The sequence below is a fragment of the Streptomyces sp. 35G-GA-8 genome, assembly GCF_023534745.1.
GTDB lineage: Bacteria > Actinomycetota > Actinomycetes > Streptomycetales > Streptomycetaceae > Streptomyces.
On the sequence record NZ_JAMHJQ010000009.1, the window covers coordinates 234958 to 256437 of the forward strand.

Annotated in this window: 19 protein-coding genes; 6 read left to right on the forward strand and 13 right to left on the reverse strand. The window is 69.4% G+C overall.

Annotation, left to right across the window (positions count from 1 at the left end; all coding sequences use genetic code 11):
• Window positions 1-39: 39 nt before the first annotated feature.
• From M1203_RS22150 to M1203_RS22160, 3 genes are read right to left on the reverse strand one after another with little or no spacing between them, the layout of a single operon-like run.
• Window positions 40-963, reverse strand: coding sequence for a metal-dependent hydrolase (locus M1203_RS22150; protein ID WP_249951513.1), 924 nt, complete (start codon window positions 961-963; stop codon window positions 40-42).
• Window positions 960-2762 carry an SDR family oxidoreductase gene (locus tag M1203_RS22155; protein WP_249951514.1) on the reverse strand — a complete coding sequence of 601 codons (1803 nt, stop codon included), beginning with the start codon at window positions 2760-2762 and terminating at the stop codon, window positions 960-962. The genes M1203_RS22150 and M1203_RS22155 overlap by 4 nt, the downstream gene beginning before the upstream one ends.
• Before the next feature lie 32 nt (window positions 2763-2794).
• Window positions 2795-3625, reverse strand: coding sequence for a M24 family metallopeptidase (locus M1203_RS22160; RefSeq protein ID WP_374403711.1), 831 nt, complete (start codon window positions 3623-3625; stop codon window positions 2795-2797).
• Window positions 3626-3881: 256 nt separating this feature from the next.
• On the opposite strand from M1203_RS22160, the gene M1203_RS22165 reads away from it, so the two are divergent.
• From M1203_RS22165 to M1203_RS22185, 5 genes are all read left to right on the forward strand, one after another.
• A complete protein-coding gene (locus M1203_RS22165; RefSeq protein WP_249951692.1) occupies window positions 3882-4898 on the forward strand; it encodes an ABC transporter ATP-binding protein in 1017 nt (338 codons plus the stop codon).
• Complete coding sequence (locus M1203_RS22170; protein WP_249951516.1) at window positions 4888-5799, forward strand: ABC transporter permease; 912 nt, start codon at window positions 4888-4890, stop codon at window positions 5797-5799. Before M1203_RS22165 ends, M1203_RS22170 begins: the two co-directional genes overlap by 11 nt.
• The gene (locus tag M1203_RS22175; protein WP_249951517.1) at window positions 5796-6707 is read left to right on the forward strand and encodes an ABC transporter ATP-binding protein; all 912 of its coding nucleotides are present in this window, start codon (window positions 5796-5798) and stop codon (window positions 6705-6707) included. Before M1203_RS22170 ends, M1203_RS22175 begins: the two co-directional genes overlap by 4 nt.
• Window positions 6708-6732: 25 nt before the next feature.
• The gene (locus tag M1203_RS22180; protein ID WP_249951518.1) at window positions 6733-7452 is read left to right on the forward strand and encodes an ABC transporter permease; all 720 of its coding nucleotides are present in this window, start codon (window positions 6733-6735) and stop codon (window positions 7450-7452) included.
• Between the two features lie 323 nt (window positions 7453-7775).
• Window positions 7776-8468, forward strand: a complete 693-nt coding sequence (locus tag M1203_RS22185; protein WP_249951519.1) for a hypothetical protein — start codon at window positions 7776-7778, stop codon at window positions 8466-8468.
• A gap of 367 nt (window positions 8469-8835) precedes the next feature.
• On the opposite strand, the gene M1203_RS22190 is transcribed toward M1203_RS22185, so the two are convergent.
• The 9 genes from M1203_RS22190 to M1203_RS22230 all read right to left on the reverse strand — a co-directional run bounded on the left by M1203_RS22190 (window position 8836) and on the right by M1203_RS22230 (window position 19063).
• On the reverse strand, window positions 8836-9654 hold the full coding sequence (locus M1203_RS22190; RefSeq protein WP_249951520.1) for an HAD family hydrolase: 819 nt from the start codon (window positions 9652-9654) through the stop codon (window positions 8836-8838).
• 122 nt (window positions 9655-9776) lie between these two features.
• Entirely contained in the window at window positions 9777-11054 is a 1278-nt protein-coding gene (gene serS / locus M1203_RS22195) for a serine--tRNA ligase (RefSeq protein ID WP_249951521.1), read from the reverse strand.
• A gap of 579 nt (window positions 11055-11633) precedes the next feature.
• On the reverse strand, window positions 11634-12569 hold the full coding sequence (pheA, locus tag M1203_RS22200; RefSeq protein ID WP_249951522.1) for a prephenate dehydratase: 936 nt from the start codon (window positions 12567-12569) through the stop codon (window positions 11634-11636).
• 72 nt (window positions 12570-12641) lie between these two features.
• Complete coding sequence (gene efeB, locus M1203_RS22205) at window positions 12642-13901, reverse strand: iron uptake transporter deferrochelatase/peroxidase subunit (RefSeq protein ID WP_249951693.1); 1260 nt, start codon at window positions 13899-13901, stop codon at window positions 12642-12644.
• A 78-nt stretch (window positions 13902-13979) separates the two neighbouring features.
• Entirely contained in the window at window positions 13980-16019 is a 2040-nt protein-coding gene (locus M1203_RS22210; protein ID WP_249951523.1) for a copper resistance protein CopC, read from the reverse strand.
• A gap of 14 nt (window positions 16020-16033) precedes the next feature.
• Entirely contained in the window at window positions 16034-16528 is a 495-nt protein-coding gene (locus M1203_RS22215; RefSeq protein ID WP_249951524.1) for a copper chaperone PCu(A)C, read from the reverse strand.
• Complete coding sequence (locus M1203_RS22220; RefSeq protein WP_249951525.1) at window positions 16525-17202, reverse strand: SCO family protein; 678 nt, start codon at window positions 17200-17202, stop codon at window positions 16525-16527. The genes M1203_RS22215 and M1203_RS22220 overlap by 4 nt, the downstream gene beginning before the upstream one ends.
• Window positions 17203-17373: 171 nt before the next feature.
• Entirely contained in the window at window positions 17374-18090 is a 717-nt protein-coding gene (locus tag M1203_RS22225; RefSeq protein WP_249951694.1) for a YcnI family protein, read from the reverse strand.
• A gap of 148 nt (window positions 18091-18238) precedes the next feature.
• Window positions 18239-19063 carry a hypothetical protein gene (locus M1203_RS22230; protein WP_249951526.1) on the reverse strand — a complete coding sequence of 275 codons (825 nt, stop codon included), beginning with the start codon at window positions 19061-19063 and terminating at the stop codon, window positions 18239-18241.
• 308 nt (window positions 19064-19371) lie between these two features.
• On the opposite strand from M1203_RS22230, the gene M1203_RS22235 reads away from it, so the two are divergent.
• Window positions 19372-19851, forward strand: a complete 480-nt coding sequence (locus tag M1203_RS22235; protein WP_249951527.1) for an ATP-binding protein — start codon at window positions 19372-19374, stop codon at window positions 19849-19851.
• Window positions 19852-19953: 102 nt separating this feature from the next.
• Here the strand turns inward: M1203_RS22235 and M1203_RS22240 are convergent, their stop codons facing one another.
• Entirely contained in the window at window positions 19954-21435 is a 1482-nt protein-coding gene (locus tag M1203_RS22240) for an aminopeptidase P family protein (protein ID WP_249951528.1), read from the reverse strand.
• Window positions 21436-21480: the final 45 nt, after the last annotated feature.

Here is a 21480-nt window from a genome sequence, read left to right on the forward strand (position 1 = left end):
CGGACCGCGGCTCGGACCGCGGCTCGGACCCGGACACGCTCACTTCCTTCCTCCCAGGGCCGCGCGGCCCACCGCGCCCGCCGCCGCACGCGCCGCCGGCGAGGTCGCGAGATAGTCGAGGGCCCTGCGCGGCGAGCCCTCCCGCGAGGGATGGTACGAGCGCCGGACGTAGCGGGGTATCGCCGAACCGAGCTCCCGCCAGGTGGGCAGCAAACCCCTGTCGATCGCCTTGTTGTGCTCACGCAGCGAATAGCGCGACCGGCCGGCGAGTTGGGGGTCGTGCCGGATCAGATAGGCCGCGCCCCAGGTCCACAGCCACAGCAGTACGGGCGCGGTGACGCACATCGTCCCGATCCGCCGGGCGTACGGCGCCGCACCGGAGCCGCCGCAGTGCTGGTACATGTCGAACGCCACCGCCCGGTGCTCGACCTCCTCGGCGCCGTGCCAGCGCAGCAGATCGAGCATGACCTCGTCGGCGCCCGCGCGGTCCAGCTCCTCCGCGCGCAGCACCCAGTCGCCGAGGACCGCCGTGAACTGCTCGATCGCCGCGACGAACGCCAGCCGGTACAGGAGCCATTTCCCGGCCGGGAAGGGTATCCCCCAGGGCGGCTTCTCGCCGAGCAGCCGCTCGAAGAGGAAGTCCACATGCCGGGTGTACGCGTCGGTGTCCAGCCGCTGTTCCGCCAGGTGGTTCAGCACATAGGAGTGCTGGACGCTGTGTGTGGCCTCCTGACCCATGAACCCCTTGACGTCCTTGAGCAGGCCCGCGTCGGTGACCAGCGGAAGGCCCTCCTTGAAGACCTTCACGAACCACCGCTCGCCCGCGGGCAGCAGCAGATGCAGCACATTGATGACATGGGTGGCGGTGGGCTCGTCCGGTATCCAGTGCAGCGGGGTCCCCCGCCAGTCGAACGAGACGCGGCGCGGCACGATGGGGTGCTCCTCGTCTCTTTCGGCGTTCACAGCGGCGGCTCCACCCGTGCGATGGCCCGCAGCACGCCCGGCGCGAACCGGGACAGCAGCCGCGATCCGTGCGCCTCCGGAGTGACCGGCACCACGGCCTGGTTGCGGACGACGGCGCGCAGCACGGCTTCGGCGACCTTCTCCGGCGGGTAGTTGCGCAGCCCGTACAGCCGGGCCGACTTCTTCCTGCGCCGCTCCTCCTCCTCGGCGGAGACTCCTGTGAAGTGCGCGGTCGAGGTGATGTTGGTGTTGACGAAGCCGGGGCAGATCGCGGAGACCCCGATGCCCTGCCCGGCCAGTTCGGCCCGGAGACACTCGCTGAGCATCAGCACCGCCGCCTTCGACGTGCTGTACGCGGGCAGCGCCTTCGAGGGCTGATACGCCGCGGCCGAAGCGGTGTTGACGATATGACCGCCCTGGCCGCGCTCGGCCATCTGCTTGCCGAAGAGCCGGCAGCCATGGATGACGCCCCACAGATTGACGTCCAGGACCTTCTTCCACTCCTCGGCGGTGGTGTCGAGGAACGCTCCGGACAGCCCGATCCCCGCGTTGTTGACCAGCACATCGACAATGCCGTACTCCGTGGCGACCCTCTCGGCGAGCTTCTCCATCGCCTGCCCGTCGCCGACATCGGTCGGCTCTGCCCAGGCGTCCGGGGCGCCGATCAGCCGGGCCAGCTCCGCGGTCCTGGCCGCCCCCTCCGCGTCCCGGTCGACCGCCACGATCCGCGCGCCCGCCTCGGCGAACGCGAAGGCGGTGGCCCGGCCGATGCCGCTGGCCGCGCCGGTGACCAGTACCAGCTGTCCGCCGAAGCGCTCGGCGTACGGCCCGCTCGGCGCCGCAACGGGGTCCGGGAGCCCGCCGTCCTCGTGTGCCGTGACGAAATCACCGATCCAGGAGGCCAGTTGGTCGGGGCGGGTGCGGGGCACCCAGTGCTTGGCGGGCAGCGTCCGCCGTACGAGCCGCGGAGCCCACTGCTCCAGATCGTCGTAGAGCCGTGCCGACAGGAAGGCGTCGCCGGTCGGCGTGATCAGCTGAACGGGGACATGCGCGTAGGCGGCGTCGGTGCGCGGCCCGCGCAGCCGGGCGCGGACGTTGTCCCGGTAGAGCCACGCGCCGTGCGCCGCGTCCTGGGGCAGCGAGGACGTCGGGTACGTACCGCCCGGGATCCCCTCGACCCGCTGGAGGATCCTCGGCCACCGCTTGCCGAGCGGCCCGCGCCAGGCCAGCTCCGGCAGCACGGGCGTATGCAGCAGATAGACGTACCAGGACTTGGCGCCCTGTCCGAGGAGCTGGCCGGCACGGCGCGGAGTGGGCCGTGCGGCCCGCTGCTTGATCCAGTGCCCCAGATGATCGAGGGAGGGGCCCGACATCGAGGTGAAGGAGGCGATCCGGCCCTCGGTCCGTGCCACCGTGGCAAACTCCCAGCACTGCACGGAGCCCCAGTCGTGGCCGACCAGATGGACCGGCCGGTCCGGGCTCACCGCGTCGGCGACCGCGAGGAAGTCGTCCGTCAGCTTCTCCAGCGTGAAGCCGCCGCGCAGCGGGACCGGCGCCGTCGACCTGCCGTGGCCCCGTACGTCGTAGAGCACCACATGGAAACGGTCCGCGAGCCGTCCCGCGACCTCGGACCAGACTTCCTTGCTGTCCGGATAGCCGTGCACCAGCAGGACGGTCGGCCGCGCCGGATCGCCCAACTCGGCCACGCACAGCTCGATCCCGCCCGTACGCACCCAGCGCTCCCGCGCGTCCGCCGGGCCCCTGTCCGTACCGCCGCCTTCGCCCGCACCGTCACTCATGCGGCCTCCGCTCTTCATACGGCCTCCGCCCTTCACGCGGCCTCCGCCCAGCGCCGCACATGCGGCAGATCGTCGTCCAGCCAGAACGCGCTCTGCTCCGGGTCCCGGGAGTCGGTGACCACCAGGATCTCCTCGAACTTCGCGCCGGTACCCCGGAATCCGAGGTGGGGTTCGACCGCCCACAGCCCCGGCTTCGGCGGGTGATCGGAGAATCTGTACGGGCTCCACAGCGGTGACCAGCCGTCCCGGTGGCCATGCAGGGCATCGCGCGCCAGCCCCTTGAGCGACTGGGTGCCGAACCCCAGCACATGGGGCGAGACGCGGCGCTCCTTCACCCGGTCGATCTTGTGGGCGATGACACCGAAGGGGTACGCGCGATGCCGGTTGGCGTATCCCTGCCGCGCCATCAGCCGGTCCACGTCCTGGTAGATCTCCCGCAGTGAGCGCCGCTCGCGCACCTCCCGCAGGATCAGCTCACGGTGCGCCTCAAGGTCGGCGAGCAGCTTGCCGTGCAGCCGGTTGGGCCCGAGACAGCCCGAGTAGCCGACGTCGGCAGTGAAGCCGCGGTGGACCGGTGCCAGGTCGAGGATGAACGGCATGCCCGCTTCCAGCCGCCGGCCGGTGGGAAAGAACTGGAGCGGTATCCGGAAGCCCGCGAACGCCGTACGGTCCCCGAACCACGCGAAGGGCAGATGGAACCAGTCGCGCACACCACGCGCGCGGAGCCACTCGCGCTGCATCCGCGCCGCGTCGCGCTCGGTCAACCCCGGCCGCAGCCGCGCGGCGACCGCCTCCGCACACGCGTACGCCAGGCGCTGCACCTCCCTGAACCCCCGCAGCTCCGCGGTCCGCGCGTCCGTCACTGCGTCGCTTCCCACCCGTCCCCACCCCGTTCCGTGTGCGGTACGTGTTCGTAACGTGACACTGATGAATGTGACAATGGTTGGCGGCGACGTCAAGAGGCGGGGCATTCCTGTGGATAAAGGGGCGGGGCATCCCTGTGGACAACCGGCGGGCGGCCGGGCCCCTACGGGTTCCCTACATCTGGAGGCTGACATGGATACAGCCGCCTGGTCTGACGCTCACCGTGGCCCGCGCCACTACCGTCGAACCGTGACTGTGATCGCGCTAGAAAGCCTGAGCAAGCGGTTCCCCCGGGTAACCGCGCTTGACCGGCTCTCCTTGGACATCGGACCGGGTGTGACCGGCCTGGTGGGCGCCAACGGGGCCGGCAAGTCCACCATGATCAAGATCCTGCTGGGTCTGTCCCCCGCCACGGAAGGCCGGGCCACGGTGCTCGGGCTCGATGTCGCCACCAGCGGTGGCGCCATCCGCGAGCGCGTCGGATACATGCCCGAGCACGATTGCCTGCCGCCGGACGTCTCGGCCACCGAGTTCGTCGTCCACATGGCGCGCATGTCCGGACTTCCGCCGACCGCCGCCCGCGAGCGGACCGCCGACACGCTGCGCCATGTCGGCCTGTACGAGGAGCGCTACCGCCCCATCGGCGGCTACTCGACGGGTATGAAGCAGCGCGTCAAGCTCGCGCAGGCGCTGGTCCACGACCCCCAACTGGTCCTCCTCGACGAGCCGACCAATGGTCTCGACCCGGTCGGCCGCGACGAGATGCTCGGCCTCATCCGACGCGTCTACACCGACTTCGGCATCTCCGTACTGGTCACCTCGCATCTCCTGGGCGAGCTCGAACGCACCTGTGACCATGTCGTCGTCATCGACGGCGGAACGCTTCTGCGCTCCAGTTCCACCAGCGACTTCACCCAGATCACCACCACCCTCGCGGTCGAGGTCACCGACACGGACGCGCACCCCGACGGCACGCGCTCCCTGCGCGAGGCACTCACCACCGCCGGACTCACCCTGCACGCGGGCATGGAGGAAGGACTGCCAGGCGCGGGCCACATCCTGCTGATCGAGGCCAAGGGCGAGGAGACGTACGACGTCGTCCGCGACACTGTCGCCGGGCTCGGCCTGGGGCTGGTACGGATGGAACAGCGCCGGCACCACATCGCGGAGGTCTTCCGCTCGGAACCGTCCGCCGAAGCGGCCCAGCCGGGCCAGGGCGCCGACGAGGCGGAGTACGCACTGCAGAAGGGAGGCGCCCGCGATGAGCACTGAGACCGAGACCGGTGCCGGGGCAGGCGCCGGAGCCACCCGGATCCACAACATCGGGTACCGCAACTACGACGGGCCGCGGCTCGGCCGCGCCTACGCCCGCCGCTCCCTCTACTCGCAGTCCCTGCGCGGTGCCTACGGACTCGGCCGCTCGGCCAAGTCCAAGGTCCTGCCGATGATCCTCTTCGCGGTGATGTGCCTGCCCGCGGCGATCATCGTCGCGGTCGCCATCACGACCAACCTCAAGGCGCTGCCGCTCGACTACACGCGCTACGCGATCGTCACCCAGGCCGTCATCGGCCTCTATCTCGCCGCCCAGGCCCCGCAGTCCGTCTCGCGGGATCTGCGCTTCAAGACCGTGCCGCTGTACTTCTCCCGCCCGATCGAGCGGGTCGACTACGTCATCGCGAAGTACGGGGCGATGGCCTCCGCGCTCTTCGTGCTGACCGCGTCGCCGCTCGTCATCCTCTATGTGGGCTCTCTGCTGGCGAAGATGGACTTCGTCGACCAGACCAAGGGGTTCGGCCAGGGACTGGTGTCGGTCGCGCTGCTCTCGCTCCTCTTCGGCGGGATCGGCCTCGTGCTGGCCGCGCTCACGCCGCGCCGCGGCTTCGGCGTCGCCGCGGTCATCGCCGCCCTGACCATCTCCTACGGCGCGGTCTCCACCGTCCAGGCGATCGCCTGGCAGACGGACGCGCTCGGCGCCGTCAAGTGGCTCGGTCTCTTCTCGCCGGTCACGCTCATCGACGGCGTACAGACCGCCTTCCTGGGCGCCACCTCCGCCTTCCCCGGCGAAGCGGGTCCCTCGGCCGCCGTGGGCGTGATCTATCTGCTGGTCGTTATTGCGCTCGTCCTCGGCTCGTACGCCGTTCTCATGCGCCGTTACCGGAAGGTCGGGCTGTGACCACCATCAATATCGAGCACACCTCGCGCTGGTTCGGCAATGTGGTGGCCGTCAACGACGTCACGATGACGATCGGCCCCGGCGTCACCGGCCTGCTCGGCCCCAACGGCGCGGGCAAGTCCACCCTCATCAACATGATGGCGGGCTTCCTCGCCCCCTCCACGGGCACTGTCACCCTCGACGGAAAGCAGATCTGGCGCAACGAGGGCGTCTACCGGCAGATCGGCATCGTGCCGGAACGGGAGTCGATGTACGACTTCCTCACCGGTCTCGACTTCGTCGTGGCAAACGCCGAACTGCACGGACTGGGCGCGAAGGCGGCCCGCGAGGCGCTCGCCACGGTCGAGATGGAGTACGCGCAGGACCGCAAGATCGCGACGTACAGCAAGGGCATGCGCCAGCGCGTGAAGATGGCGTCCGCGCTGGTGCACGACCCGTCGGTGCTGCTCCTGGACGAGCCGTTCAACGGGATGGACCCGCGCCAGCGGATGCAGCTGATGGATCTGCTGCGGCGTATGGGCGCCACGGGGCGGACAGTCCTGTTCTCCTCCCATATTCTGGAGGAGGTCGAGCAACTCGCCTCGCACATCGAGGTGATCGTGGCCGGCCGCCACGCCGCCTCCGGCGACTTCCGCAAGATCCGCCGCCTGATGACCGACCGGCCGCACCGCTATCTCGTACGGTCCAGCGACGACCGCGCGCTCGCCGCCGCGCTGATCGCCGACCCGTCGACGGCCGGTATCGAGGTCGACGTCGCCGAGGGCGCACTGCGTATCCAGGCTGTCGACTTCGGCCGCTTCACCGAACTGCTGCCACGGGTCGCCCGTGAGCACTCCATCCGGCTGCTCGCGGTCTCGCCCTCGGACGAGTCCCTCGAATCGGTCTTCTCCTACCTCGTAGCGGCCTGAGCGGCCTGAAAGGAGCTGTGACGTCATGTACAACCCCACAGTCGCCCGGCTCACCTACCGGGCCCTGCTCGGCAGGCGCCGGGCCGCGATCCTCTTCGTACTGCCCGCTCTGCTGATCCTCATCGCGGCGGCTGTCCGCAGCTTCAACGGAGTGGACGACCAGGTCGCCTCCGACGTGCTGGGCGGCTTCGCCCTGGCCACGATGGTGCCGCTGATCGGCGTGATCGCGGGGACGGGCGCGATCGGGCCCGAGATCGATGACGGCTCGATCGTCTATCTGCTGTCCAAGCCGGTGAAGCGGTCGACGATCATCTTCACCAAGCTGCTCGTGGCGATAGCCGTGACGATGGCGTTCTCCGCGATCCCCACGTTCGTCGCCGGATTCATCCTGAACGGCAATGGCCAGCAGATCGCCATCGCCTATACCGTCGCGGCACTGGTCGCCTCGATCGCCTACAGTGCGCTGTTCCTGCTGCTCGGTACGGTCAGCCGGCACGCGGTGGTCATAGGTCTCGTCTACGCGCTGGTCTGGGAGACCCTTTTCGGCAGCCTGGTCGCGGGCGCGCGCACGCTCAGCGTCCAGCAGTGGTCCCTGGCCCTCGCCCAGAAGATCGGCGACGGGACGACGATCACCTCGGACGTCGGACTGCCGCTGGCAGTGGTCCTGCTGGTGGGTGTGTCGGTGGTCGCGACCTGGTACGCGGGCCAGAAACTACGGACGTTGACGCTCGCGGGCGAGGAGTGAGCCGAGGGCTTGCCTCCGCTGTCTCCGCCTGCCCTTGTCTGCTTCTGTCCGGCGCGTCATCCGACGTACGCCGTCGTTACGCCGCAACCCCTGCCCGATAGGCGGGGGTTGCGGCGTAACTGTACGCTTATCGGCTCGTTGTTCGGGGTGCGTGGAGGCAACTGGGATTCGTAGCGTCGAGCCTTTGTGAAACTGGGGATTGCCGGTGCCGGATCGAAAGCCGCACCGGTCATTGAGTGAGTAGCCACCGTGAGCCGACCTCCGCCCCTGAAGCCCGGGGACAGGGCCGACCATCATCGGTTCTACAAGGGGAAGGCATTTCCATGCCACCTGAAGGTGCTCTGCTCGAATCGCGCACGATGCGCGACAGCGTTGTGGGGCGGGTCGAGGCGCTCGACAAGGTCAAGGCGCTGCGGCTGCTGCACGACGGCGTACACATCGCGACCGAGGGCGTCGCGCGGTACTTCGAAGTATCCACAGACGTCATCAGGCAGTTGACCGCGAGGCATCGCGCAGAGCTGTCCGAGAACGGGATGCATGTACTGCGAGGCTCTGACCTGCGGGAATATCAGAGTGACAAGATGTCACTCTCATCCGGGGGCGGCGGGAGTTATCCACAGAGGCGTTCCAGCCTCACGCTCTACACCCGTCGCGCCGTCCTCAACATCGCGATGCTTCTTCGCGACAGCGACATCGCGCGGTGCGTCCGTACGTACCTCCTCGATGCCGAAGACGATCTTCGGAAGGGGTACGTGGACCTCGACCGGCGGGTCACCGATGTCGAGGCCTGCCTCGGTGGAGTCGGGGTCGCGCTGCGGGAGTTGGGGCCGGTTCTGAACCGGATGTCATACCGGCTCGACAGTCTGGACCGGCGGCTCGACGCGACCAATCGGGTTGTCGCCGCCATCAGTAACCGGCTGTGCGAGATGTCCGCGGACATCCACCGCGTGGACGCCAGGGTGGACGACGTCGTCCATCAGCTGAGGGATCTGCGTCGCGGGCGTAAGCGCCGCTGATCCTCTGGGGACGGTCCGCGTCCGTCCGCGGCATCTCTTGGACGGGCGCGGACCGTGCCGCCGATATTCGGTGGCGCGGAACCGCCCTGCCGGTCAGAGTAGTTGTGTCGGAACACACCCCGGACCGGGAGCGGAGCACGGCGATGACCGGGAGGCCGAGTCCGTCGAGTTCCCAGCGGGGCAGCACCGCGTAGGCACCGGAGTAGCCATCACCACTCCGCGCAGCCGCCGGCGCGCTGCCCAGGGGGCGGCCGCTTCGAGCGCGCATCCGCGCGGGCCGCCCCTTCCCCGGCGGATTCTCCGACCGGCAAGACAAAGGCTTGCCGAGCCGAACCGGACCCACAAGTCCTGGGGACGGTTTTCTCGATCAGGCCCGGCTCTGGCCCAGCAGCTTCTCCAGCACCAGCGCGATGCCGTCGTCCTCGTTCGACGCCGTGACCTCGTCCGCCACGGCCTTCAACTCCTCGTGTGCGTTGGCCATCGCCACACCGTGCCGTGCCCAGCCGAACATCGGGATGTCGTTCGGCATGTCGCCAAAGGCGATCGTGTCCGCCGCCTTGACGCCCAGACGGCGCGCCGCCAGCGAGAGTCCGGTGGCCTTGCTCAGGCCCAGCGGAAGGATCTCCACGACACCCGGGCCCGCCATCACCACGTCCACCAGACTGCCGACCACCGCCCGCGCGGCCTGCGCCAACGCGTCGTCGTCCAGCCGCGGATGCTGGATGTACACCTTGTTGAGCGGAGCCGACCACATCTCCGCCGGATCGTCGACCAGCACTGTCGGGAGCGGGCCGTCCTGCAACTGGTAGCCGGGGCCGACCAGTACATCGCCGTCGAGTCCGTCCCGGCTCACGGCCAGTGCCAGCGGGCCGACCTCTCCCTCGATCTTGGCCAGCGCCAGCCCGGCCAGTTGACGGTCCAGCGTCAGTGACGTCAGCAGCTTGTGCTCACCGGCGTGATAGACCTGCGCACCCTGACCGCATACCGCGAGACCCTCATACCCCAGATCGTCCAGTATGTGCCGGGTCCACGGCACGGCACGTCCGGTGACGATGATGTGCGCGGCGCCCGCCGCGGTGACGGCGGCGAGCGCTTCGCGCGTACGCCCGGAGACCGTGCCGTCCTCACGCAGCAGCGTGCCGTCCAGATCGGTCGCGACCAGCCTGTACGGGAACGACGGCTCCAAGGATGACGGCTCCGAGGACGACGGCCCGGACGACGACGGCTCCGAGGACGACGGCCCCGAGACGGGCGGGGACGTCGGCGCGGGGGAGTGCGAGGGCGCGGGCGCCGCTGTGGGGTCCGTACTCACTTGGCGATCGGTTCCAGTACCTCACGGCCGCCCAGATACGGGCGGAGCACCTCGGGCACCCACACCGAGCCGTCCGGCTGCTGGTGGTTCTCCAGCAGCGCCACGATCGTGCGAGGGACGGCACACAGCGTGCCGTTCAGCGTCGCCAGGGGCTTGACCTGCTTGCCGTCCCGCATCCGGACGGAGAGCCGGCGGGCCTGGAAGCCGTCGCAGTTGGACGCCGAGGTCAGCTCGCGGTACTTGCCCTGGGTCGGGATCCACGCCTCGCAGTCGAACTTGCGCGAGGCCGAGGCACCCAGATCGCCCGTGGCCACATCGATCACCTGGAAGGGCAGCCCGAGGCCGGTCAGCCACTGCTTCTCCCAGTCCAGCAGCCGCTGGTGCTCGGACTGCGCATCGGCAGGATCGACGTACGAGAACATCTCGACCTTGTCGAACTGGTGGACCCGGAAGATTCCCCGGGTGTCCTTGCCGTACGTCCCGGCCTCGCGGCGGAAGCACGGCGAGAAGCCCGCGTACCGCAGGGGCAGCTTGTCGGCCTCGATGATCTCGTCCATGTGGTACGCGGCGAGCGGCACCTCTGACGTACCGACCAGGTAGTAGTCGTCCTTCTCCAGGTGGTACACGTTCTCTGCGGCCTGGCCGAGGAAGCCCGTGCCCTCCATGGCGCGCGGGCGGACCAGCGCGGGCGTGAGCATCGGAATGAAGCCGGCCTCGGTGGCCTGCGCGATCGCCGCGTTGACGAGGGCGAGCTCCAGCAGCGCGCCGACACCCGTCAGATAGTAGAAGCGCGAGCCGGACACCTTGGCGCCCCGCTCGACGTCGATGGCGCCCAGCGCCTCACCGAGCTCCAGGTGGTCCTTGGGCTCGAAGCCCTCCGCCGCGAAGTCACGGATCGTGCCGTGCGTCTCCAGAACGACGAAGTCCTCCTCGCCGCCCACCGGGACGTCGGGGTGGATGATGTTGCCGATCTGGAGGAGCAGCCGCTTGGCGTCCTCGTCGGCTTCGTGCTGCTCGGCGTCGGCGGCCTTGACGTCCGACTTCAGCTGCTCCGCCTTCCTGAGCAGCTCCGCCTTCTCCTCCGGGGACGCCTTGGGGATCAGCTTGCCGAGCGACTTCTGCTCGGAGCGCAGCTCGTCGAAGCGCAGGCCGGACGACCGGCGCCGCTCGTCGGCGGAGAGCAGGGCGTCCACGAGCGCGACGTCCTCTCCACGGGCGCGCTGGGAGGCGCGAACACGGTCGGGGTCCTCACGGAGCAGGCGAAGGTCAATCACCCCACCAGGCTACCCGTGCGCACTGACGGCGCCCCACCCGATATCAACAGGCGTGCCACTTTGTCCTAATTGCCGGAATTGGTAAACCTGTCGGGAAAACCGTTGCCGGTCGCTCGGCGTTCGTCAATAAAGGGGGCGCAATTCCCCGGAACGAGGCATTCCGGTGTAGCTCCCTTGACTCACTTCCCTTGTGTGGCACGGGACTTGAGCCGGTTGCGGCCTGCGTTGTCCACAGAAATGCACAGGGCTCCAGAGTTATCCACAGGCTGTGTGGAGGATCTGTGGATCGCCGAAAAGGTTGCCTCGAAAGCCGGAGACAGTCGGATCGATTCTCTTCTCAAACCCGCTTTGCGCACTCATTCGGGTGGGAATTGCTCGCTCTAACGAGTTGATCACGGGAATTGAGGTGACGCGAGGCTCCTCGGTGCCCTGTGGACGGAGAGAGGGTGACCGGAGCGATTTGTCGACTGCGCAGGTCTGCGTTGTCGACTTGTCCCCAGGGTGACGGCCAAGCCTGTGGATAACTCCGCGATACATCCACAGGTCCTGCGGCACGATACGACCAGGCGCGGCCGGGCCTCAGGCGCGGCCGTCCTGGCTGCGCGCCAGCCAGTCCGATGCCTCGATGAACGCCGTGTCCGAGGTCCCTGGCCGCAGCGGCGGCACATCGGCAGGGGACACTCCCGCCCGCGGGTACGAGCCGAGGAACCGTACCTTGGGGCAGATCCGCTTCAGCCCCATCAGCGCCTCACCCACCCGCCGGTCCGAGATATGACCCTCGGCGTCCACGGCGAAGCAGTAATTGCCGATTCCCGCGCCCGTCGGCCGCGACTGGATCAGCATCAGGTTGACCCCGCGCACCGCGAACTCCTGGAGCAGTTCGAGCAGCGCGCCCGGGTGGTCGTCGCCCAGCCAGATGACGACCGACGTCTTGTCCGCGCCCGTCGGCGCCGCCGGACGCGCGGGCCGGCCCACCAGAACGAAGCGCGTCTCCGCGTTCTCCGCGTCATGGATCTCGGTGACCAGGGGCTCAAGGCCGTACGTCGCCGCCGCGAACTCACCCGCGAAGGCCGCGTCGAACCTGCCCTCCTGCACCAGCCGCGCCCCGTCCGCGTTCGACGCGGCCGATTCCCACAGAGCGTCCGGCAGATGGGCCCGCAGCCAGTTCCGCACCTGCGGCTGCGCGACCGGATGACCGGTCACCGTCTTCACATCCGACAGCCCCGTCCCCGGCCGTACGAGCAGGGCGAAGGTGATCGGCAGCAGCACCTCGCGGTAGATCATCAGCGGTTCGCCGGAGGCGAGCTCGTCGAGGGTCGCGGTGACCCCGCCCTCCACCGAATTCTCGATCGGTACCAGTGCGGCCGCGGCATCCCCGTTCCGCACGGCGTCGAGGGCCGCCGGTACGGAGACCATGGGGACGAGTTCCCGCGTGGCTGATTCCGGGAGCGTACGGAGGGCCGCTTCCGTGAAGGTGCCCTCGGGGCCGAGATACGTGTAGCGCGTGGCCGACATACGGTCACCCTAATGTGCCGACGCCTCTCGTGAATCCGGGCTCGTAAACCCCGAGGTGGGGGGCGCCCGGGCTCAGGACTCCAGGAGCCGCTGCCCCACGTACTCCCCCTCGCGCGCGCCCCCCGGCACCGCGAAGAGACCGCTCGCCTCATGTCGGATGAACGCCGAGAGGGCGTCCCCCCGGTCGAGCTTGCGCTGCACCGGTACGAACCCCTTGAGCGGATCGGCCTGCCAGCAGACGAAGAGCAGCCCCGCGTCCGGGGTCCCGTCCGGCCCGATCCCGTCGTGGAAGGAGAAGGGACGGCGCAGCATCGCGGCCCCGCCGTTGGCCTCCGGTGTCGAGATCCGGGCGTGCGCGTTGCCGGGGATGACGGGCTTGCCGTCCGGTCCCAACCGGTCCAGGTCCGGATCGGTCGTCTCCGTACCGCCTGTGAGCGGCGCGCCGTCGGACTTGCGGCGGCCGATGACCTGCTCCTGCTTGGTGAGCGAGAGCTTTTCCCAGTCGTCCAGGAGCATACGGATACGCCGTACGACCGCGTAGGAGCCGCCCGCCATCCAGGACGGGGTGCCGGCCGCCGGGGTCGCCGGGACGAAGATCCGCCGGTCGAAGTCGGGGTCCGACTGCTTGGGGTTGCCGGTGCCGTCTATCTGACCCATGAGATTCCGGCTGGTCATGGGGTGGGCGGTGGCGCCGGGGGTGCGGTTGAAGCCGTTCATCTGCCAGCGCACCCGGGCCGCCTCGCCCGCGTCCTTCTGGAGCGCGCGCAGCGCGTGGAAGGCCACAAGCGCGTCGTTGGAGCCGATCTGGATCCAGAGATCGCCATTGCTGCGTCCGGCGTCGAGATGGTCCGAGGAGAAGGCGGGCAGCGGATCCAGAGCGGCCGGGCGCCGGGCGGCCAGGCCCGTACGGTCGAAGAAGGTGCGGCCGAATCCGAAGGTCACGGTGAGGGAGGAGGGTCCCGCGTCCAGGGCGATACCGGTGTCATGGCCGCCGTCCGCCTCTGCCGTTCCCGCGCCGCCGCCCGCGGCCGGTTCCCCCGCCATCAGCGTCCGCGCCGTGGCCGACCAGCGGCGCAGCAGCGCGGCGGCTTCCTTCCGTCCCGCGCCCGGGGCCAGGTCGAAGGCGATCAGATGGCCACGGGCGTGCAGGGGGGTGGTGATGCCGGGCTGGTGCGCGCCGTGGAAGGGGACGGAGTCCGTGCCGACGGTGGTCAGAGCGGTCGCCGGCGCGGGGCGGCTCGCCGCGTAGGCGCCGGCTCCACCCACCGCCCCGAGGGCGAGTCCGGTCGCGCCGGCGGCGCCAGCGGTGCCGAGGAGCCGTCGCCTGGAGATACCGGCGAGAGGGGCCCGGTCGTCGTTGTGGCCGTGCCGGTTGTCGTGGTCCTGCCGGGTTGTCTCGCTCACGATGGGTCAGCCGATCTTCACGTTCTTGTCGACGGTGGTCTGGTCGATGTCGGAGGTACGAATGGTCAGCTGGAGCTGCCATTCACCCGGCATCGGGATCTGTACGGCGCCCGCGCTCCAGTGCCCGGGAGCGAAGCGCTCGGGCACGATCGGCAGCGGACCGATCTTCTGGGCCGTGAGGGTGAAGGCGGCCTTCACCTCGGGCACATCCAGTGGTTGTCCGTCCGGGCCGTCGACGTAGATATGCATCGCGTTGGCGCCGGGGCGGCCGGGGTCGAGGGTGAGCCGCATGGTGCCCTTGCCGTTCTCGCCGCCGGTGTCGAAGGGCAGCGTGAGGTCGACGGGGCCTTCGGACGTGGGCGCGGTGGCGGCCGTGCCGCCGGTCGCGCCTGCTTCCTGCTCGGCGGTACGGCCCGGCTCGGTGGAGGTCAGTACGGTCGTGACGGCGAGGAGCACCACGGCGACTCCGGCTTCGGCCAGTACGGATCGGCGCAGTCCGATTCGCCTCGGATCGGCGTCGCGGATCCGCTTCTGGCGAGCAGTCGCCAGTGCGGCTTTCTGCCGTGCGAGCTGGGTAGCTCTCTCACTGTCACCAACGACGGTCGTCGCCGCGGCGGGCTTGGTCCCACTCCCAGTCTCCGATCCCGTCGCGGCTTCGGCTTCGGCCTTGGCCTTGGTCTTGGCCTCCGCCTCCGCATCCGCATCCGCATCCGCCTCGATTCCTGCCCGTGCCTCTTTCCCTGTCCCTGCCTCTGCCTCCGTTGCCCCTGCCTCATCAGTCCGTTGTCCCAGCCGTTCCGTCCACCGACGGGAGAACCAAGCGATCCCGACCAGCACAGCGACGAGCCCGACCTTGACCAGAAGGAGCTGTCCATATGACGTGCCCCAGAGCGCCGACCACGATCCGACCTGACGCCAGGACTGGTAGAGCCCGGTCACGGCGAGTACGACGACGCTGATGAACGCGATGCGCGAGAAGCGCCGCACCGCCGCGTTCTCGATGGAGGGTGCCCGGTAGAGGGCGACGAGCAGCGCCGTGAGCCCGCCGAGCCAGGCCGCCACCGCCAGCAGATGCAGGACATCCACCGGCATGGCGAGACCGGTCTGGATCCCGGTCGAGGCGTGCTCGGCGAGCGCCCACGTTCCGGCGATCCCGGCCGCGACGACGGTGCCGCCCACGGCGAGTCCGAAGGTGAGGTCCTTCCTCTCTTTGCTCTCCTCCTCGTCCCGGGGCGTCTCCCGCTTGGCGTACGCGCCGAAGAGGACGGCCACGAACAGGGCGGCGGCGCCGAGCAGCAGCAGCCGGGAGACGAGCGCCGCTCCGGTTTTTGTGGCCAGGACGTCCTGTAGTCCGCCGAGATCGAAGGCGTCGCCCAGTTTGCCCGAGCCGGTGTACGGGCCCCGCAGGAGCAGCAGGACGAGCGTGGCGGCGGTGAGGGTGAGCCAGCCCTGTACGACGAGCCGTTGCAGGGGACGTACGGACGCTCCGCGCGGCCAGCAGCCGAGGACGAAGGCTGCACCACCGACGAGGAGGATGAAACCGGCGTACGAGATATAGCGCGCGATGTCGTAGAGGGTGCCGACCAGTCCCCCGCCGGCTTCCCCGCTGGGCACGGCGGCCGTGGTTGTCGAAGGCGCTCCGATGGAGAAGGTGAAGGCGCCGGAGATGGGATGGCTGTCGGCGGAGACGGCCTGCCAGGCGACGGTGTAGGTGCCGTCGGGCAGCCCCGTGCGGAGGTCGATGCCGTAGGTGATGGTGCCGCCGCTGCTCAGATCGCGGATCTTCCCGGCGTCGGCGCGCTTGTTGTCCGGATCGAGCACACGGATCGAGTCGTCGCCCATGGCGACCTGTTCGGAGAAGGTGAGGCTGATGTCCTTGGGAGCGGTGGCGACCACCGCCCCGTCCTCGGGGGTGCTCCCGGTCAGTGCGGCATGCGCCGACGCCGTGCCGGAGAGCACGGTGAAGACGGTGCCGAGAAGCACCGTGGCAATGAGCAGTAGCCGCACCAACGGTGCGGATCCGAAGCGCGGGGCGGTGGCTGTCATGGTCCCTCAGTCCCTCATTGCTGGGCCGGGTTGTAGTTGATCTCCTTCACGGGAAGCTCGACCTTGATGGGGTCGGCCTTCTCGAAGTGCAGTTCAATGCCGACCTTCTGGCCCTGCTCCGGCTGGCGTTTGAGACTCATGAACATGATGTGGTTGCCACCACGCGCGAGGTTCAGTTCGCCGCCGGCCGGGATGTCGAAGGACTTCACCTTCCGCATTTTCTGGTTCTCGGTGCTGTGGATCGTGATGTCGTCGGAGATGTCGCTGGTGACCGAGGTGAGCTTGTCGGCGGCGCCACCGCTGTTGGTGACGACGAGGAAGCCCGCCGCGAGATCGCCGACCGGGCGCGGCATATAGCCACCGCTGACCTTCAACTGAGGTGCGTTGCCCGAGGGGTTGGCGGAAGCGTCGGACGAAGAGGAGGAAGCGGATGATGCCGAGGAGCAGCCGGCCAGCGCGAGCGCGGCGGTCAGTCCGGCCGCGAGAGCGAGGGGGGCACGGCGGTTCACGGGGTCTCACCCTTGATGAGTTTCGGCAGGTCCTTGGCGTAGTCGTCCGAGGAGGCGTCCTCGCCGTAGAGGACATACCCGCCGTCGGTCTTCGGTGAGAACGCGATGACCTGCGCGCCGTGCATCGATACGACGGTGCCGTCCTTCTCCTTCTTGGGCGCGTCGATGCCGATGCCGAGCTGACGCGCGCCCGCCTGGATGGTGGGGAAGTCGCCGGTGAGACCGACGAAGGACGGATCGCCCGCGCTGGCCAGCCACTTGCCGAGCTCGGCGGAGGTGTCCCGCTCCGGGTCGGTGGTGACGAAGACGACCTGGAGCTTGTCCTGGTCGGCCTTGGGCAGCGACTTACGGGCGATGGCGATATTGCTGATCGTTGTCGGGCAGACGTCCGGGCAGTTGGTGTAGCCGAAGTAGATGAGCGTCGGCTTGCCCTTGGTCGCCTCGCGGAAGTCGTACGACTCCCCCTTGGTGTCCTTCAGGACGAGGTTCGGCTTCTTGAACGGTGTGTCGAGCACGGTCGCGGCTTGGGTCTTCGGCTCGGCGGAGACATCGGCGACGGGCTTCGCCGAGTCGTCGCCACCGCCGCAGGCGGTCAGGGTGAGTGCAAGAGCCGCGACGAGGGCGGCGGCGGAGGCCACTGCCTTCTTGCGGGACGTCACTGTCTTCGTGCGCATGGGGATATTTCCTGGTCGTGGAGTACGGGCACCGGACACGCGGGCCGGATCTGATTCCCGGCCCCGCGTGTCTCGGGCGCCGCGGGTACGTGGTGTGGGTGGTGCCGTGGTGCGCGTGGCCGTGGCCGTAGCCGTAGCCGTAGCAGTGGGCCCTGGCGCGTGAGGGGAGCGTCAGGCCGTACGGCGCCGGCCGGCCAGCACGGCGAAGGTCACCCCGGCGATGCCGACGAGGATGCCGATGAGACCGAGGGCACGGGCGGTGGTGTCACTCGCGTCGGCGGAGGCCGTCGCGTGCTTCGCTTCGTCCTTCGCCTCGGTCCCGGCGGTGGCCGAGGCGCCGTGCCCGTCCCCGGTGGCCGCGGTGAGCTTCAGCACGGGCGCGGGGCTCAGGGGCTCCGCCGCGCCTTCCTTGGGCTCCTCGATCCAACGGGCGACGTCCTGGTTGTCGTACGTCTGGATCGTCTTGAAGACCAGCTGGTCGGCGTCCTCGGGGAGTTGTCCGACGGAGAGCGGGAACTGCTGGAACTGGCCCGGTCCGATCTTGCCGCCGTCCGCGGTCCAGGTGACCTTGGACACGGCCTCGGTGATCGTGTTGCCGTGCATCTCCAGCGGCTTGGCGAGCTTGGTCTTGGTGACTTCGACCTTCCAACCCGGCAAGGGCTGCGGCAGCACGGACGCCAGCGGGTGGTCGGCAGGGAGATTCACTTCGACCTTGACGGTGGAGGCGTTGTCGCGCTCGTTGGGGACCTTGAAGTTGACCGTCACGGAACCGCCCTTGGCGGCCTCGCCCTGCGGCTGCACGCCGACATGCGCGGAGGCGGAGCCGGCCATCAGCAGAAGGGAGGTCGCGGCGATACCGCCGGCAACGGAGACGCGGGTGACGTTCATTACTGAGAACACAGAGCACTCCACGGTGCGAGAGAAAGTAGAGAGGGGTGAACAGACGGGGGCGCCGCAGCGGTGTGCGACGGCATCGCGACCTCACCCCGGTCCGTGTCCGATGTCCATCGGCACGCGAAAGCGCGGGGGTGTCGCGTCAGGCTGCGAGAGCGAATACGGCCGGAGGGCCGCGTCTGATCACCGTGTGCTGGAGCGTCTCACCGGACGGTGGCGGGAGAGTACGGTACGGGCCACGCCAGGCGCGCGGTTGCGGCGCGGGCACGCCGGGCAGCCCGGCGCGCAGGGCCCGTACGAGGGCGAGAGCCGCGCGCAGGGCACGCAGCAGCGCACTGTCGGTCACTTCGCCGATACCCTGCGTCGACAGCTGGGTGAGCCGGAGAAGGGCGAGATCCCCGCGGCGCAGCAGCCAGCCCGTCGCGAGGGCGGCGAGCAGATGCCCGAGCACCATGGGGAGGGAGGGCAGCAGCCCTTCGCCCGCGGTGGTGGCCGACGTGGCGGTCGAGGCCGCGGGTCCGAACGCGGACACCATGTGCTGATGGGTGCTCGTCGCCGAATCCACCGGGCTGATCCCCGCGTTGGCGACGATCCGCTGTGCGTCCACCGCGCTGAGCGAGGCGGGGCCCGGTCCGCAGACCAGTTTCGCGGCCAGTCTGATCAGCGCGTCGTCCGTGCCCGCCGGCACCTTGAGGTGCTGCTGGCCGGCGCCGAACAGGCTGTGCAGGCCGAGCTGACCACCCATCAGGGCGATGACGATGGAGCCGGTCGAGCGTGCCCGTCCGGCGAGCGGTGCGGCGACCGCGAACACTCCCAGGAAGCCGAGGAGCAGGGTCCACCAGGGGACCGGCGCGCAGGCGGCCAGTACATGCCCGGTCGCCGACAGCACGACGCAGACCGCGGTGAACACCGCGGCCCTCAGCAGCCGCGGCGCGGCTCCGGCGTACATGCGGACGGGACTGGACATGGCCGGGTCATCATCGCACTGCGGCCCCGGACGCCGTAGGGCAGGTCCGGAAGGTCACTCTCTGCCCGATCTCTGCCCGGATCTCTGCCCGGTCCCCGCCACCGTCCCCGCCAGGTCCTCGCACGGTCTCTGGCCATACCGCTGTGCCCCGTCCCCTACACCGCGGTGCGCCACGGACGCGTCCGCCGAATGAGGGCTATCACGTCAACCGCGTGCTTAGACCGGAGACGCGGGGCAATACGTATCGGTATGTCGAGCCTCGATATGTCGAGCGCCGGTATGTCGAGCCGCAGCCTGGAGGCTGGAGCATGAGCATCTGGTGGTCTGTCCACTTGCGGCGCGAAGCCGCGAGCGTTCCGCTCGCCCGCCGCCTTCTGCTCGGCGCCATGGACACCGCGGGTGTCGACCCTGACATCTCCTTCGACCTGTCGGTCGCGCTCAGCGAAGCCTGTGCGAACGCCGTTGAGCACGGTGGGAACGAAGGGGCCGGTGAGCCACCGGGGGCGTACCGGGTGACCGCGTATCTGGACGGCGAGAGATGCCGTATCGAAGTGGCCGACTCGGGCCCGGGATTTCCCGCCCGAAGGGTGGTGCGGCGTACGGCCCCCGCCCCCGCGCCCGCGCCTACCCCCGCCCCCGCGCTCATGGCCGAGAACGGCAGGGGGCTGGGGCTGATCGAGCAGCTCGCCGATCATGTGCAGTTCGGGAACCGGCCGGGGCGCGGCGCGGTGGTCAGCTTCGACAAGATCCTCAAATGGCGCGAGGGCGCCCTGCTCAGAGCCATGTGAACTCAGAGCGGGACGCCCTCCACCAGGACTGCCAGGACCACCAGGACCGGGGCCGGGGCCTAGGCGGGGGCCGGACCCGGGCCGGGGATCAGGCTCTCGGGCTCAGGCCCGCTTGAGCGCCGCCATCCATGCCTCGACCTCGTCGGCCCGGCGCGGCAGCGCGTCCGACAGGTTCCGGTTCCCGTCCTCCGTGACGAGGATGTCGTCCTCGATCCGGACGCCGATGCCGCGGTACTCCTCGGGCACGGTCAGATCATCGGCCTGGAAGTAGAGCCCCGGTTCGACGGTGAGGCACATCCCCGGCTCCAGCGTGCCGTCCGCGTACGCCTCCCGGCGCGCGGCCGCGCAGTCGTGGACGTCCAGACCGAGCATGTGACCGGTGCCGTGCAGGGTCCAGCGGCGCTGGAGCCCCAGCTCCAGGACCTTCTCGACCGGCCCCTCAAGGAGCCCCCACTCGACCAGCTTCTCGGCGAGGACCCGCTGCGAGGCGTCGTGGAAGTCGCGGTACTTCGCGCCCGGCCGCACCGCCGCGATGCCGGCCTCCTGGGACTCGTAGACCGCGTCGTAGATCTTCCGCTGGATCTCGCTGTAGCGGCCGTTGATCGGCAGCGTGCGCGTGACGTCCGCGGTGTAGAGGGTGTGAGTCTCCACACCGGCGTCGAGCAGCAGCAGATCGCCGGGGCGTACGTCGCCGTCGTTGCGTACCCAGTGCAGGGTGGTGGCGTGCGGTCCCGCCGCGCAGATCGAGCCGTAGCCGATGTCGTTGCCCTCGACGCGGGCGCGCAGGAAGAACGTGCCCTCGATGTAGCGCTCGCTGGTGGCCTCGGCCTTGTCGAGGATCTTCACGACGTCCTCGAAGCCCCGGACGGTGGAGTCCACGGCCTTCTGCAGCTCGCCGATCTCGAACGCGTCCTTCACGGCGCGTGCCTCGGAGAGATGGACGCGCAGCTCCTCGTCGCGCTCGGCGGTGACCTTGTCGGTCAGCGCGGCCTCGACGCCGGCGTCGTGTCCCCGGACGTTGCGGACGGGGCCCGTGGCGTCCTTGAGGGCGGCGGCAAGCTCCCGTACGTCCTTGGCGGGGATGCCGAGAAGCTGCTCGGCCTCGGTGAGGGAGTGCCGGCGGCCGACCCACAGCTCGCCCTGGCCGTCGAGCCAGAACTCGCCGTTCTCGCGGTTGGAGCGCGGCAGCAGATAGACGGTCGCGTCGTGCCCGCCCTCGTTGGGCTTCGGCTCCAGTACGAGGACGCCGTCCTGGGTCTGGTCGCCGGTGAGGTACGCGTACTCCGTGGAGGCGCGGAAGGCGTACTCGGTGTCATTGGAGCGGGTCTTGAGGTTGCCCGCGGGGATCACCAGGCGTTCGCCGGGGAAGCGCGCCGAGAGCGCGGCGCGGCGGGCGGCGGTCTCGGACGCCTGCGCGATCGGCTCCAGGCCGTGCAACTCGGTGTCGGCCCAGCCTGACTTCATGTTCTCTGCGAGCTCATCGGACACGCCCGGGTACAGACCGTTCTTCCTCGGCTTGATGGGGGCTTCTTCTGTTTCAGGGGTCTCCGGCTCCGGGGTCTCCGGTGTGAGCTCCTCAGCCACGTCTTCTCCTCATACGACTACGGATCTGGACCATCTTTTCCATCG

Excerpts from the sequence above, each read along its gene's own strand:
- M1203_RS22180 (WP_249951518.1), top strand. The coding sequence starts at position 6,733 with ATGTACAACCCCACAGTCGCCCGGCTCACCTACCGGGCCCTGCTCGGC.
- M1203_RS22185 (WP_249951519.1), top strand. The coding sequence starts at position 7,776 with ATGCCACCTGAAGGTGCTCTGCTCGAATCGCGCACGATGCGCGACAGC.
- M1203_RS22155 (WP_249951514.1), bottom strand. The coding sequence starts at position 2,762 with ATGAGTGACGGTGCGGGCGAAGGCGGCGGTACGGACAGGGGCCCGGCG.
- pheA (WP_249951522.1), bottom strand. The coding sequence starts at position 12,569 with ATGTCGGCCACGCGCTACACGTATCTCGGCCCCGAGGGCACCTTCACG.
- M1203_RS22210 (WP_249951523.1), bottom strand. The coding sequence starts at position 16,019 with ATGACAGCCACCGCCCCGCGCTTCGGATCCGCACCGTTGGTGCGGCTA.
- M1203_RS22235 (WP_249951527.1), top strand. The coding sequence starts at position 19,372 with ATGAGCATCTGGTGGTCTGTCCACTTGCGGCGCGAAGCCGCGAGCGTT.
- M1203_RS22225 (WP_249951694.1), bottom strand. The coding sequence starts at position 18,090 with ATGAACGTCACCCGCGTCTCCGTTGCCGGCGGTATCGCCGCGACCTCC.
- M1203_RS22230 (WP_249951526.1), bottom strand. The coding sequence starts at position 19,063 with ATGTCCAGTCCCGTCCGCATGTACGCCGGAGCCGCGCCGCGGCTGCTG.
- M1203_RS22220 (WP_249951525.1), bottom strand. The coding sequence starts at position 17,202 with ATGCGCACGAAGACAGTGACGTCCCGCAAGAAGGCAGTGGCCTCCGCC.
- M1203_RS22170 (WP_249951516.1), top strand. The coding sequence starts at position 4,888 with ATGAGCACTGAGACCGAGACCGGTGCCGGGGCAGGCGCCGGAGCCACC.